General features: G+C 59.1%; 11 protein-coding genes. 4 read left to right on the forward strand and 7 right to left on the reverse strand.

Annotated elements, in window-relative coordinates:
- The first annotated feature begins 248 nt into the window (after nucleotides 1–248).
- Complete coding sequence (locus tag NXT3_RS25030; RefSeq protein WP_104840887.1) at nucleotides 249–2,693, forward strand: beta-glucosidase; 2,445 nt, start codon at nucleotides 249–251, stop codon at nucleotides 2,691–2,693.
- A 196-nt stretch (nucleotides 2,694–2,889) separates the two neighbouring features.
- Here the strand turns inward: NXT3_RS25030 and NXT3_RS32175 are convergent, their stop codons facing one another.
- The 5 genes from NXT3_RS32175 to NXT3_RS25055 form a co-directional block, all read right to left on the reverse strand.
- Complete coding sequence (locus NXT3_RS32175; protein WP_199773447.1) at nucleotides 2,890–3,417, reverse strand: 3-keto-5-aminohexanoate cleavage protein; 528 nt, start codon at nucleotides 3,415–3,417, stop codon at nucleotides 2,890–2,892.
- Between the two features lie 39 nt (nucleotides 3,418–3,456).
- Complete coding sequence (locus NXT3_RS25040) at nucleotides 3,457–4,284, reverse strand: phosphogluconate dehydrogenase C-terminal domain-containing protein (protein WP_104840888.1); 828 nt, start codon at nucleotides 4,282–4,284, stop codon at nucleotides 3,457–3,459.
- A gap of 157 nt (nucleotides 4,285–4,441) precedes the next feature.
- The gene (dhaL, locus tag NXT3_RS25045; RefSeq protein ID WP_104840889.1) at nucleotides 4,442–5,083 is read right to left on the reverse strand and encodes a dihydroxyacetone kinase subunit DhaL; all 642 of its coding nucleotides are present in this window, start codon (nucleotides 5,081–5,083) and stop codon (nucleotides 4,442–4,444) included.
- Between the two features lie 10 nt (nucleotides 5,084–5,093).
- Complete coding sequence (locus tag NXT3_RS25050; protein WP_104840890.1) at nucleotides 5,094–6,086, reverse strand: dihydroxyacetone kinase subunit DhaK; 993 nt, start codon at nucleotides 6,084–6,086, stop codon at nucleotides 5,094–5,096.
- A 21-nt stretch (nucleotides 6,087–6,107) separates the two neighbouring features.
- Entirely contained in the window at nucleotides 6,108–6,959 is an 852-nt protein-coding gene (locus tag NXT3_RS25055; RefSeq protein WP_104840891.1) for a sugar phosphate isomerase/epimerase family protein, read from the reverse strand.
- Between the two features lie 212 nt (nucleotides 6,960–7,171).
- Here NXT3_RS25055 and NXT3_RS25060 point away from each other — a divergent pair, with 212 nt between their 5' ends.
- Nucleotides 7,172–8,101: a LysR substrate-binding domain-containing protein gene (locus NXT3_RS25060; RefSeq protein ID WP_004130046.1), complete on the forward strand. Its 930-nt coding sequence runs from the start codon at nucleotides 7,172–7,174 to the stop codon at nucleotides 8,099–8,101.
- A 71-nt stretch (nucleotides 8,102–8,172) separates the two neighbouring features.
- On the opposite strand, the gene NXT3_RS25065 is transcribed toward NXT3_RS25060, so the two are convergent.
- The gene (locus NXT3_RS25065) at nucleotides 8,173–9,021 is read right to left on the reverse strand and encodes an alpha/beta fold hydrolase (protein WP_104840892.1); all 849 of its coding nucleotides are present in this window, start codon (nucleotides 9,019–9,021) and stop codon (nucleotides 8,173–8,175) included.
- Nucleotides 9,018–9,986 carry an NAD(P)-dependent oxidoreductase gene (locus NXT3_RS25070; RefSeq protein ID WP_104841397.1) on the reverse strand — a complete coding sequence of 323 codons (969 nt, stop codon included), beginning with the start codon at nucleotides 9,984–9,986 and terminating at the stop codon, nucleotides 9,018–9,020. Before NXT3_RS25070 ends, NXT3_RS25065 begins: the two co-directional genes overlap by 4 nt.
- 397 nt (nucleotides 9,987–10,383) lie before the next feature.
- Here NXT3_RS25070 and NXT3_RS25075 point away from each other — a divergent pair, with 397 nt between their 5' ends.
- Nucleotides 10,384–11,400, forward strand: a complete 1,017-nt coding sequence (locus tag NXT3_RS25075; RefSeq protein ID WP_104840893.1) for a TRAP transporter substrate-binding protein — start codon at nucleotides 10,384–10,386, stop codon at nucleotides 11,398–11,400.
- Nucleotides 11,401–11,409: 9 nt separating this feature from the next.
- On the forward strand, nucleotides 11,410–13,275 hold the full coding sequence (locus NXT3_RS25080; RefSeq protein ID WP_104840894.1) for a TRAP transporter large permease: 1,866 nt from the start codon (nucleotides 11,410–11,412) through the stop codon (nucleotides 13,273–13,275).
- Nucleotides 13,276–13,499 lie beyond the last annotated feature (224 nt).

The raw sequence follows: 13,499 nt of genomic DNA on the forward strand, positions 1-13,499 counted from the left end.
GCAGGAGACGGCTTGGCGAGTTACCACCGTGCAGGCCCGATGGCACCTCCGCCTACGAGGTGCTCTTCTGGCTTAAGGCATTCACGAGCCTGCGTCGTGAGCAGTGATCGCGAATTTCGGTTCGGTTGTCGGTGCTGAAGGAAACCACGATTGGTGGGGGACAGCGCGAGGAGCAGCCCAGTCCATTGTTGGCGATCGTGCGCTCGGCAGACGGCGTAGCTGCCTGAAGTAACGAGAAGGAAAAGAAGATGATAGACGTCAAGACACTCCTCGACGAGATGACCTTGGCCGAGCAAGTCTCCCTACTTTCAGGGGACTCGTTCTGGTCTCTTCCATGCATCCAACGGCTCGGGATCGGCACATTGCGACTCACCGACGGTCCAAACGGCGCGCGCGGTGCGGGTTCACTGATCGGCGGCGTGTCAGCAGCGGCGTTTCCGGTCGGTATCGCCTTGGGCGCGACTTGGAACCCTGCCCTGATGCGAGCGGTGGGGGAGGCGCTTGCGGAAGAGGTTCAGTCCAAGGGAGCCCATGTTTCACTGGCCCCCACCATAAACATCCAACGCAGCGTCACCAATGGGCGGAACTTCGAATGCTATTCCGAGGATCCTGTGCTGACGGCTGAACTTGCCGTGGGCTTCATCGAAGGTATGCAGGCCAAGAAGGTCAGTGCCACGGTCAAGCATTTTGTCGGCAACGAATCCGAAATAGAGCGGACGACCATTTCCTCGGACATCGAGGAGCGCACCCTGCGCGAAGTGTATCTGGTGCCATTCGAGGCCGCGGTGAAGCGCGCGAAGACGTGGGCGGTGATGTCGTCGTACAACAAGCTGAATGGCACCTATACGGCCGAGAACCACTGGCTCCTGTCGGAGGTACTGCGCGGCGATTGGGGCTTTGACGGCGTGGTCATGTCGGATTGGTTCGGCTCGCGCTCGACGGCGCCGACGGTAAATGCGGGGCTGGATCTGGAGATGCCCGGCCCGAGCCGCGACCGCGGCGACAAACTGTTGGCAGCCATCGAATCCGGCGAGGTGAGTGTCGACACCATTCGAGACCGCGTGCAGAACATTCTAACGCTCATGGTGCGCACGGGTGCCATCGACGATCACCGTGAACTCACGGAGCGCGCCGACGACCGTCCGGAACATCGGGCTCTGATCCGGCGAGCGGGGGCCGAAAGCGCGGTGCTGCTGCAGAACGACGGGATTTTGCCGCTGCCGCAGCAAGGAACTGTCGCGGTGATCGGGCCCAACGCCAAGGCCGCGCAGATCATGGGCGGCGGCTCGGCACAGCTCAATCCCCACTACACCGTCAGCCCCTGGCAGGGATTGGCTCGTGCGATTGGCGAAGCGAACCTGCACTACGCCCAGGGATGCACCAACCACCGGTTCGAGCCGCTGATCGAAAATCCCACCACATTCGAATTCTTCCAGGGGCGCGAGCTTTTCGGTGACCCGGTGAAGGTGGTCGAAGAGCCGTCGAGCCTCGGCGTCTGGCTGCCGCCGGTTGCGGACGGCCTGGTCGACCCGCATCACTTCTCGGCTCGGATGCGCACACGGTTCACCGCAGCTGAAGACGGGATTCATCGCGTCGGGCTGACTTCGGCCGGACTCGGGCGGGTCTATGTGGACGGCGAACTGGTGGTCGATGCCTGGACCTGCTGGATCCGCGGCACCACGTTCTTCGAAGAGGGTTGCGAGGAGGTCGTGGGTGAGATCACGTTCGAGGCTGGTCGTACGTACGAGATCGTAGCCGAATATGTGCGGCACGACCATGTCAACCTCTACATCGCCGCCATTCGCGTGGGCATTGGCAAGGTTTCGGCCGAAGCGGAGATTTCCGAAGCAGCGGCCGTGGCGGCAAAGGCGGACCGGGCGGTCGTCTTCGTCGGGCGGACGAGCGACTGGGATACCGAGGGGTCGGACCTTCGCGACATCGCGCTTCCGGGCTTGCAGGACCGGCTGGTAGAGGCAGTGATCGCTGCCAATCCGAATACGGTCGTCGTGCTGCAGACGGGCGGACCGGTGGAAATGCCTTGGTTGTCCAGGGCGCGCGCCGTGCTGCAATGCTGGTATCCCGGACAGGAGGCCGGCAATGCCATCGCCGACGTGCTGCTGGGCACGGCCGAACCCTCGGGCCGGCTGGCGCAGTCCTTCCCCGCGCGTTGGCTGGATAATCCGACCCAGTCCGACGATCCCGAAGTCTACCCCGGCAAGGACGGCCATGTGCGCTACGACGAGGGCGTTTTCGTCGGCTATCGTCACTATGACCGCACTGGCACTAAGCCGCTGTTCCCGTTTGGACACGGGCTGGGGTATACGAGTTTTGCGATTGCCAATCTGACGGTCGGCACGCCAGACGATGCCGGATCAGTGACAGTGGCGCTGAAGTTGACCAATACCGGCGAGCGTGCGGGGGCGACCGTGGTGCAAATCTATGTGGGTGATATCGAGGCGTCGTTGCCCCGTCCCGTCAAGGAGTTGAAGGCATTCGCCAAAGTCGCCTTGGAACGAGGCGAGAGTCGGCCGGTGACATTCACGCTGGACGCCCGGGCCTTTGCCTTCTTCGATACCGCAGAGCGCTGTTGGCGGATCGAGAGTGGCGAGTTCACGGTTATGGCCGGTTTCTCGGCAGGCGACATTCGCTTGGCCGCCACCGTCACTCAGGCGTCCGCCACCATGCCATGCTGACGAAGCGCGAGCAGCCCCGGCGGGGCCTGCGGCAAACTATCGATGTTAACGGATGGAGAGATCCGCTAATTCGGCGGGTCGAGACATCGGATGCCGGCATGCGCCGCATAATCCAGCCGATCACCGCGAATCTGGTTGCATGTGTGATGCCTTCACTATCTCCTCCCAAGAAAGATAAAATGCTTTGATCATTAGACTAGGCGAGGATACTTCGCGCCGCCGCTGTTGAAGCCACTCTTCCCCCGGCAGCTTCGATCGCCTTCGCCGTCGTCTCCACTAAGGGGAGGGTTCCTCTTTCCGAGCCGCGTTCGAAATCTGACCCTCTCGGACGTGTCCTCCCAACGCGAAACCGTCCGCCATCTTGGCGGAAACTCGACTGGCAATTGTGGATCCAAGGTCGACCAACCCAATCAGAATCGGCGTGGAGCAGCGAAATGCTCGTAGCGCCGCGATCCAGAGTCAGCCGAATGGCCCCGGCAATGGCGCGATAGAGCCGGACGCCGACCTCGTCGCGGACGCCAGCGATGATTTCCTCGATAACTGCTACATCGGTTGTCTGGTCGCCGGTGGTGACATCATAGGCATGGAAGTGGACTAGCGACGCTCCAGCCTTGCTGCACGCAATTGCCTCCGAGGCGATTTCATCCGCGGCCACTGGAATCTTGGGCTGGCGCTTACGGGTCCATGGTCCGTTCAAAGCGACCTCTATGATGGTTGCGCTCATAGATCCCGCGGCTCCGACTTCGAACGAAAAAGGAAGTCGTCAGGTGATGCGCCGGATGCTGTCCGCGATTTCCTTGGGCTCGAATACTTTCTTCCAGTCGTCCTTCATCAGAGCAGGGATGCCGAATTCGATCGCCTTGTTGCACGCGTCTGAGAAGACGCCATGCGTTTCCTCGAAAATCACCGCGCCTAGGACGTTCAGGTGGCCGAGCAGGAAATCCCGAGCCGCCTCCTTCGGAACTCCCCGGGCGACGCATTCGTCCATGGCCTTGCGCATGACGACAAGGAGCGAGGCGCAGACCGTTTCCGACAGGCCGGGTTCGAGCAAGGCGATTTGTTCAACCGTGACCCGGTGCGATCGCATGACAGGTGCCCAGATCACTTTGGCCACCTCTTCCCCAAGAGCATAATGCTCTTCGGGGCCTTGCATCAGCGCGGAGACTATGTGCTGCTTGGCCGCCACCCCTCCGAAGAAATCGCGCTTCGCGTGCGGGTCCGTCTCGTCGTTGAAGATCGGAGGGTGGCATGGATGAGTGACGAAGTACGTGAGGTCCGGACGGTCCGGGAGGTGTCCGGCCGCCGGCGCCGCGGCGTCGAGCGCGATCACCATCGTGCCCGGCCGGAGTTTCGCCTCAATGCTCGATGCCACTTTGCCTATCGCCGTGTCCGGGACGGCCAATATGACCACGTCGACGCTGTCGAGTGCCTGATCGACATCAACGGTGCCGATGCCAAGCTCTCTCTCTAGGTGAGCCTTGCCGCCGGCGCTCACTTCGACGTGGCGAACGTCGAACCGCGAGCCCTTGAGATTTTTCGTCAGGCGGCGTCCCATTTTCCCACCAGCCCCGAACAGCGCAACCGAAGTCATAAACTCCCTCCTCGGTGGTATGAGGTTATACCTTACCGCCTAAAGTTCTGATCAGTCAATTACCGACGCGTTGTTTTCCTGAATGCGGAGATTACGTCGACGGATGCCGCTCTACGTCAAGAACGGAACGGCACTCTGGATCGGTGAACCCGTGAGACTACTGAAGCCTCTCACGGGTTCCCTGAGACAACTCCTTAAGGATGAGGGCGCAAGACGTCGCACCAGCATCCAGGACGCCAAATGATCTTTCGCCGAGCCGGCTGGCTCGTCCGATGCGCGCAATCAGGTTCACTGTCGAATCGCGGCCGGCCTCCGCTGCCGCCACGAGGAGTTCCAACGCTTCACCGAAGGATCTGCCTTCCGATGTCGCTTCGTCAAAAGCCTCGATAGCTGGCACCAACGTGTCGAGCAACGTCTTGTCGCCGACTTTGGCCGAACCGATCGCCTGAATACCCGTCAAGCCAGCATGCAGCATGCGGCTGAACGTCTTGTTGTTGATCCGTTCCACGTCAAGGATCTGCCCGGCAAATTCCGTGAACATAACGCCGTAAAGCGGACCCATCGATCCGCCGATCTCGGTCATCAGCACTGTTCCGACGGTCTCAAGCGCTTCTGCGAGCGAGAGCTCCTTGCCGCGTATCCGATCGGCCACCAGGCCGAAGCCCTTCGCCATATTAATTCCGTGGTCGCCGTCGCCGATCTTGCCGTCGATCTCGCTGAGGTAGGCACCGTTATCGATAATCGCGCCCGCCATGGAGAGAACGATGTCGCCGGCTGCCGCGTTTTTCAATGTTTGCATTGTTCCCTCCTTAAAGTGCTGTCGCGCAGCGGACCTCGACGTCCAGCAGCGCCTTGAGTTCGGCATCGAGCGCCATCACGGTCAAAGTCGCTCCAACCATCTCAAGAGACGTGAAGTAGTTGCCAACATACGCTTTGTGGATACTCAGGCCACGGCGGGAAATCTCCTCCTCGACTGTGTCGAAGAGAATGTAAAGTTCGTTCAGCGGCGTCGCGCCAAGGCCGGATACCAGCACGGCGACTTCCGTCCCGGAGCCGAGATCATGGTCATCCAGCACGATCTGGCACATATCCTTAGCGACTTCGGATGCGCTCTTGAGCGCCTCCACGCGCACGCCTGGTTCGCCGTGATGGCCGATACCGACTTCAATGGTGCCAGGCTTGATCTGGAAGTTCGGATGCCCGACCGCCGGAAGAGTGCAGGGTCCTAATCCGACACCGACCGACCGGCAATTGTCGATAGCCTTTTGAGCTGCGTCACGAACCTCGTGTAGGCTAGCGCCAATCGACGCTTTCGCTCCACCGACCTTCCACATGAAGATTTCTCCGGCAACGCCTCGGCGCTTCTCCCGCTCCTCGGCGGGGGCGGAGCACACGTCGTCGTTTGCGACTACCGTGGCAACCTCAATGCCGTCCTTCGCGGCGAGTTTCATCGCCATCTTCACGTTCATGTTGTCTCCAGCATAATTTCCGTAGAGGACAACGACGCCGTTGCCACCATTGGCTTCGCGTATGGCATCATGAAAGCTCTTGGCCGTTGGCGACGAGAACAGTTCACCGATGGCGACGGCATCGAGCATATTGCGGCCGGTATAGCCAATAAAGGCGGGCTCGTGTCCGGAGCCGCCTCCAGTTACGACGCCAACTTTTCCCTGCTTGGGCCTCTCGATCGCCGTCACCACGCGTGGATTTTCGGCAAGGCGCACAATATCTCGGTGTGCCTTCACAAAGCCCTTGACGGTATCTTCCACGACCTCGTCACGGTTGTTTACAAAGCGTTGCACTGCGTCCTCCTCCAGACACGGTCATTGATTGTCGTTCAGCGCTTGCCGGACGACTTTGAGCGATCTAGCCAGCGCGTCTTCAATCGTTGGCAACGGCACGGGATCTTGGCGGCGAAGGGGCTGCGCCTGCCGATTGCGATGCAGTCTCAAGGGAAGTTCGATGCTGACGGGGAAGCCATCGAGCTTTGCGATCGCAGCCAGGAGACGCTCGCACCCGACCTTCCCGTCGCCGATATCCGAGAAGAACCAGCCTTCATCGGTTTCCCGGACGTCCTTGATATGGGCGTGCGCCGAGCCCGGAAGCGCCAGGATCGCATCACCTGCAGGATCGTCCAGGTCCGGTCTATGTGACGCCGTGTTTGCAGCGTCGTAATTTAGCCTTAGAAAGGGCGATGCGAATTCCCCAACAAGGCAAATGCCGTCCCGCGCGGTATTGATCAGGCTATCGCTTCCGTCTCCCGGGTTTTCCAGGCCGACGACGATATCGAAGGCTTCTGCTCTTCTCAGTATGATCTCGATGTTGCGACGGAATGTTGCCTCTCTTTGTCGAGCGGCGGCATTGGTCGCAATAAGCTTGGCTCCGATAGCTGCCGCGAACGCCATACGGCCCGTGAACACTTCAACCGAATCCTCGAAACCGAGGTCAATGTGCGACGACATTGCATGGCACGAGAGTCCCGAAGCTTTAAGCGCGCTGCGCCAACTGTTCATCTCTGAGGGTGTGAAGGCGGTCTCGTCGAAGGGTTCTGTATATCCTACGATAAAGGCCGGCTCAAAATGAGTGAACCCCACGATTGCCGCACTCTCCAGTGCAGCCTCTCTGCTATGTCCATCGTACGGAGCTCCGGACACGGAGATCACCCGTTCAGTCATACTTTCCTCCCTTCGCGAAGAACGACGCGGGGGCCGTCCCGAAGGGAAAAATGTTGAATAAGGCTTATGCGGACAAGCGAATTCCATCCCGCAATTCGTGAACGCAGCTCAGCCACGACAACATTTGCGTTAAATTTTCTCATAGAATATAAGGGGTGGCGGTCCTCTTCTGTGGCAAACGTGACGAGGCACGTATAAACGGGAGGAGGGTGATGAGCGCGTTGGAGTTTCCTTCGCTGCGATCGCTGCAGGTATTGGAAGCTGTCGCACGTCTTGGATCTTTTGGAAAAGCCGCCGAGGAACTGAGTATCAGCCCTTCGGCCGTGAGCCATCAAATGGCCGCGCTCGATTCGGAGCTCGGAATTGCATTATTCCATCGCTCGGGGCGTTCCATTATGCTTACCGATGCGGGTAGGGCTTATGCCGAAGAAATCAGCGCCTCATTCCGAAGGATCGAGAGCGCCACACGCAATTTCACGAAGAAAGGCAAAAGTGACATTCTGAACATCCATTCGGTTGTCAGTCTCGCTTCGCAGTGGCTCATGCCTCGCTTGGCTCGGTTCAGCGCCCGCTATCCGGAGATCGATCTTCGACTGCACGCCTCTGGTGACCCGGCCGAGCTCAGGACCGGCAACGTCGATATAGACATCCGCTACGGAACGCAGCCCGTGGAGGTTGGCATCGCCGTCGAGCCCTTCCCGCCCGAGCCAATAGTGGTCCTGTGCGCCCCATCGTTGGTCGAGGGCGCAAACGGAATACGCTCACCGCAGGATCTCGCCAGATTTCCGCTCATCCACTCCGAAGTGAACCTCTATCGCTGGCAGGATTGGGCCGACGACCACGGTGTGAGGCTCAACATGGATCGGGGACTGCGTTTCGATAGATCTTTCATGTCCATCAATGCGGCCGCGGATGGACTTGGCGTTTGCCTGGAAAGCCTCATACTCGTCCGGCAAGATCTGAAAAGCGGGAGGCTCGTTGCGCCGTTTGGCCTGGAAGGCCCCAGCATCAATTGCCATAGTCTCGTGTACTTACGGTCCAGGGCAAGAACGCCAAAGATCGCTCTGTTCAAACGTTGGATCGAAGAGACCCTGGCTGGCGACGCGGTTTCTGCGAGTGAGATCGACGTCGGCGGGAGGTGAGTTATGCGCAATCAGGGTCGGTGATGCGCGACTGGTGGATCAGACGCGCATCCCCGACGTCAGGCAGTGGTTTAGCCGAAGAATTTCCCGAGTTCGTTCGCTATGAATTCGGGAGCTTCTTCCGCAACCCAGTGACCCGAGCCCGGGATCAATCCGCCTCGAACGTCACTTGCCACCCGCTGCATTGATTCCATCGTCTCCATGCCGCGGCCAAAACCACTGTCTCCGCCCAGGGCGAGGACCGGCATTTCGAGCTTGCCATCCCTCTCGAGGAATAACTCGTTGTCTTTGACGTCAGTGGGAAAGCCGCGATAATAGGCGAGAAGTGTGCGCAACCCACCCGGTTTCAGGTAGGTACGGAAATACTCATTCTTGTCTTCCTGAGATAGCACGTTTGCCCGGCTGCCGTAATTGTCAAACAACCATTCCAGATAGATATGCTCGCGACCGCCGAACATCGCTTCCGGCAAATCCGGCGTCCTGAAGAAAGGGTGGTGCCAACGGCGGCCGCCTTGCGACATGTCCGCTCCATCGCCAGGAATGGTAACGTCCAGGATCGCGAGCTTGCTAACAGCCCCCCGGTGCTGCGCGGCCAGGGCAAACGCCACCGGGCCGCCCCAGTCGTGTCCCACAAGATTGAAGCGATCGATCTTCAGATGTTCAGAAAGAAGCTCCCACACGTCCTCGGCAATCGTTTTCTTGTCGTACCCATCGGCGGGCCGGGAAGTGTCGCCGAGGCCCCGCAGGTCCGGCGCGATGATCGCGTACTTGTCCGCGAGGAAGGGGATCACGTGCCGCCATTCGTGCGAACTCTGCGGCACCCCGTGAAGGAGAACCAGCGGCTCGCCGGATCCTGCGGTCAGGTAGTGCATGGTGATGCCGGACAGTCGCGCGTAATTGCTTTTGATCTCGGCACTCATTTGTTTCCCTCCTTCTGGCCGGCGGTCATTCCCCGATACGCGCGAATGACCTGACTGTCATCTGCCGAGCCGGAGCCCTGCCCAGACGCGGCAAGGAAAAACTGATGCGCAACGGAGGCGAGCGGTAGTGCGGCCTTGGCAGAGGAGCCAGCGGCAAGCACTATGCCGAGATCTTTTACAAAGATGTCTACAGCACTCGTCACCTCAGGCTCTTTTAGAAGCATACGCTGGCCACGATCGTTGAGCATCCAGCTGGAAGCCGCTGAGCCGGACACGATCTCGAGTACCGTCGATGTGTTAAGGCCAGCCCTTTCGGCGAGCGACAGTGCCTCAGCGGCCGCCGCCAAGTGTACGCCGCATAGTAACTGATTGACCGCCTTGGCAACCGACGCTTGGCCGGGCCGCTCTCCGAGATAATATATCTTGGAACCGAGCACATCGAAAAGATCGCGGTTTATCTCATACGTTTCCTTGTCGCCAGCCACCATGATGGAGAGCGAAGCGTCGCGCGCTCCGGCGACGCCGCCGGAGACAGGCGCATCTAGAAACCGATGACCCCGAGCAGTAACGGCCTCGGCGAGCTGTTCGACGTCGCCGGGAGGGCACGTTGACATCAAGATGACGACGCTGCCCTTGGCCGAATTTGCCAGAGCGCCTCTTTCGAAGAGGGCTTGCTGCGCTTGATCGATGTTGACGACCATCAACATCAAAACGTCAGTGTCGCTGGCCGCTTCAGTAGCGTCCGAGTGCGCGGTCCCGCCACCGTCGGTGAAGCTTCTCCGAGCACTCTCGGAGATGTCAAAACCCTTGACCCTGCAGCCGCTCCTCAAGAGGTGCGACGCCATCGGCAATCCCATCGAACCGAGACCGATAAAACCGATAGTGGGTTTTCCGGGATTGTCTGCCAGGCTTGGCTTTGGTTCTAGGACTTGATGCACTTCCGGTCTCCTCCGTAATACTGGCACTTCATAGGCCGGCACATTCCAAAGGGAGCGCCATGCTCCCATACAAAGCGGTTAACATGGCGGCTTCCTCCACATCAAAAGAGTTTGCACACAGAACATGTGACCTGAATTCATGTGGCGGGGCGCGTCCTCCTGGAAAGCTTTGTCAGCATTGCACATTGCGCCGGACTTGCCTGAGCTGAACTCACCAATGGCCGGAGGTAATTCATTTGCGAAGGTTTGGCGCAAGCGCCTATTTTGCGTCCAGCGGTGGAGTGGAGAGGCTTTCGCTTCCAAGGGACACCACTCCAAGGTTTGAGTGGCCAGCAAGATACTGAGTACCGCTTCCGAGGAGAGCGCCTGCGCTGAAAGTCCCTAAAAACACAAACAGAGATCAACATGGTTAGAGGAGGAACCAATGATCACGATGAATCGACGTACCCTTATTACGAGTTCCTTGGCGATAACCGCCACGCTTGCGGCACCGCGCATCCTGCGTGCGAGTTCGCCTGAGTTCTCGTTTAAATTTGCCAACATCATGCCCGTTGACCATCCGCTCAACACCCGGATGACCGAGGCTTCCCACAAGATCAGCGAGCAAACAGACGGCCGCGTCAGCATTCAGGTTTTTCCCGCGAGCCAACTTGGCACCGACGCGGATATGCTAAGCCAGCTCCGATCAGGTGGCTTGGACTTCCTGGCGCAGACAGGCCTTATCGCAGCGACACTCGTCCCGGCGGCGGCTATCACCGGCGTGGGATTTGCCTATTCCGACTACGCTCAGGTCTGGAAGTCGGTGGATGGTGAGCTCGGAGGGAGTATCCGGACGGCCTTTGAGAAGGTGAACCTGATCGCGTTCGAGAAGATGTGGGACAACGGCTTCCGGCAGACCACCTCGCTCGGGAAACCGATCAAGTCCCCCCAAGACCTTAAGGGCTTCAAGATCCGCGTCCCCCCTGCGCCGCTCTGGACCTCGCTTTTCAAGTCTCTCGGGGCTGCACCGACATCAATTCCATGGGGCGAAACATATTCCGCACTTCAGACCCGCGTCGCAGACGGTCTCGAGAACCCGCTGGCCGGAATTTACTTTGCCAAGATGTACGAGGTTCAAAAGTACCTTTCCCGGACCAATCATATGTGGGACGGCTTCTGGTTTCTCGCCAATCGTGACAACTTCGAGGTGCTGCCTGAGGAATTGCGTGAAATTGTCGTCACCGAGATCAATCGCTCGGCCCTCACGCAACGCGCCGATGTCGAAAAGCTGAACTCCGAACTTCAAGCAGAGTTGACGAGCAAAGGTCTTGAATTTCTCGACGTCGACATATCCCAGTTCCGGGCGACGCTCCAAGCTTCATCGTTCTACTCGGATTGGAAGGAGCGTTTTGGCGAAGACGCCTGGGCTTTGCTGGAGTCTACCTCGGGCAAATTGATCTGAGGCGCTGACATGGCTACTTCTGAAAATGTCAGCCCCCCTTTGGTCGGCACTTGGCCAGTCCTGGCAAGACTTGAAACAGGCCTCGTGCGCCTGATCGAATTGATTGCCGCTGCGCTCGTTGTCGTCGAGGTATTCGTGTTGTCCGCGGGCGTCTTCGCCCGCTATGCATGGGGCGAGCCGCTCATCTGGTCGGACGAGCTCGCGTCCATGCTATTCCTATGGCTATCGATGATGGGCGCGGTCCTCGCTTTTCACCGCGGACAGCACATGAGAATGGGCGTTATCGCGGACGCGATGCCGCCGCCTGTAAGGGCAATACTGGACGTGGCTGCACTCGTTTTTTGCCTAGCGGTCTGTGTGCTTCTTTTGCCCAAGGCGGCAACCTACGCTCTTCATGAAGTTCCGGTCGTCACTCCCGCGATGGAAGTTTCAGTCGCCTGGCGTTCGTTTGGTCTTCCGATTGGACTTGGCCTGATGCTTATCCTTGGAGTGACCAATGCCCTCCAGCGCATCAAGCTGAGCGATTTCCTGATCGGGGTACTGGTAGCCGCATGCCTTGTAGGGCTGGCGATCGCGGCAAAGCCATTGATCATGGCGATGGGCAACTGGAACCTCGTGCTTTTCTTCGTTGTCTTCATTGGACTGGGAGTACTGAGCGGCGTTCCGATCGCTTTCGTGTTCGCTCTCGCTGCTATCAGTTATGTGGCTCTGGGTACCAGCCGTCCGATGAGCGTAATCGCGGGTCGCCTCGATGAGGGAATGTCGCATCTTCTCCTGCTCGCCGTCCCGCTGTTCGTCCTCCTCGGTATGCTGATGGAGATCACGGGCATGGCGAAAGCTATGCTGAACTTCCTGGCGTCCTTGCTCGGGCATGTCAAAGGCGGCCTGTGCTACGTGCTCGTAGCGGCGATGTATCTGGTATCAGGAATATCCGGTTCGAAGACCGCCGACATGGCTGCTGTCGCCCCGGCATTGTTCCCGGAGATGAAGGCGAGAGGATCAAAGCCCGGCGATCTCGTGGCTCTGCTTGCAGCAACGGGTGCGCAGACGGAGACGATCCCGCCGAGTCTCGTATTGATCACCATCGGTTCGGTTACGAGCGTGTCGATCTCTGCGCTGTTCATAGGCGGCCTTTTGCCAGCATTCGTATGCGGATTGATGCTTTGCGTTGTCGTCTGGTGGCGTTACCGCAACGAGGACATGTCGGTCTTCCGGCGACCGCCAGCCAGGGAAATCTTCCGCGCGTTTCTCATTGCGCTTCCGGCCTTGGCACTGCCATTTATCATCCGGACAGCGGTCGTCGAAGGCGTTGCTACCGCCACGGAAGTCTCAACGATCGGCATTGCATACTCGCTGGTGACAGGTCTCCTCATTTACCGTCGTTTCGACTGGAAGCGGGTCGGGCCGATGCTGGTGGAAACGGCGGCGTTGTCCGGAGCCATCCTTTTCATCATCGCGGCGGCAACGGCTGTAGCTTGGTGCCTGACCCAGTCGGGTTTTTCGCGTGGTCTGGTTCAGACGATGGCGGGTCTTCCCGGAGGAGCGCCGATCTTTATGATCGTGTCGATCGTCGCGTTTATCGTCCTGGGTAGCGTCCTGGAAGGAATCCCTGCGGTGGTTCTGTTCGCACCCCTGGTTTTCCCGATCGCCAAGGGATTGGGGATCCACGACGTGCACTATTCAATCGTCGTCATTCTCGCCATGGGAGTGGGCCTCTTCCTCCCGCCGTTTGGCGTCGGATATTATGCCGCGTGTGCGATCGGCCGTGTGAACCCGTCGGAAGGTATGAAGCCGCTGTGGGGTTACATGATCGCCCTGCTTCTCGGGCTTGCGATCGTTGCGGCGGTGCCCTGGATCTCGATCGGCTTCCTGTGACTTGGGCCGGTACGCTGGCCGGCAGATAGGTTGGCCAGTTCGTCGCACTATTGCGCTCGCCTTAGTGGAAGCCAACAACTGTTCGCCGATGCATTACTGCTCCTCGATCAGTCAGCTCATCTGTTGAGCAATGTTCATAGAAATGGGCGTGCAATTCATTTGTCCTAGACTTGCTACTTGATACCTTGCCGAAGCAGTCAAAGCCGAAATTTATAATAGGATGC

Source organism: Sinorhizobium fredii (genome assembly GCF_002944405.1).
Lineage (GTDB): Bacteria > Pseudomonadota > Alphaproteobacteria > Rhizobiales > Rhizobiaceae > Sinorhizobium > Sinorhizobium fredii_C.

Excerpts from the sequence above, each read along its gene's own strand:
- NXT3_RS25030 (WP_104840887.1), top strand. The coding sequence starts at position 249 with ATGATAGACGTCAAGACACTCCTCGACGAGATGACCTTGGCCGAGCAA.
- NXT3_RS32175 (WP_199773447.1), bottom strand. The coding sequence starts at position 3,417 with ATGAGCGCAACCATCATAGAGGTCGCTTTGAACGGACCATGGACCCGT.
- NXT3_RS25040 (WP_104840888.1), bottom strand. The coding sequence starts at position 4,284 with ATGACTTCGGTTGCGCTGTTCGGGGCTGGTGGGAAAATGGGACGCCGC.
- dhaL (WP_104840889.1), bottom strand. The coding sequence starts at position 5,083 with ATGCAAACATTGAAAAACGCGGCAGCCGGCGACATCGTTCTCTCCATG.
- NXT3_RS25055 (WP_104840891.1), bottom strand. The coding sequence starts at position 6,959 with ATGACTGAACGGGTGATCTCCGTGTCCGGAGCTCCGTACGATGGACAT.
- NXT3_RS25060 (WP_004130046.1), top strand. The coding sequence starts at position 7,172 with ATGAGCGCGTTGGAGTTTCCTTCGCTGCGATCGCTGCAGGTATTGGAA.
- NXT3_RS25065 (WP_104840892.1), bottom strand. The coding sequence starts at position 9,021 with ATGAGTGCCGAGATCAAAAGCAATTACGCGCGACTGTCCGGCATCACC.
- NXT3_RS25075 (WP_104840893.1), top strand. The coding sequence starts at position 10,384 with ATGATCACGATGAATCGACGTACCCTTATTACGAGTTCCTTGGCGATA.
- NXT3_RS25080 (WP_104840894.1), top strand. The coding sequence starts at position 11,410 with ATGGCTACTTCTGAAAATGTCAGCCCCCCTTTGGTCGGCACTTGGCCA.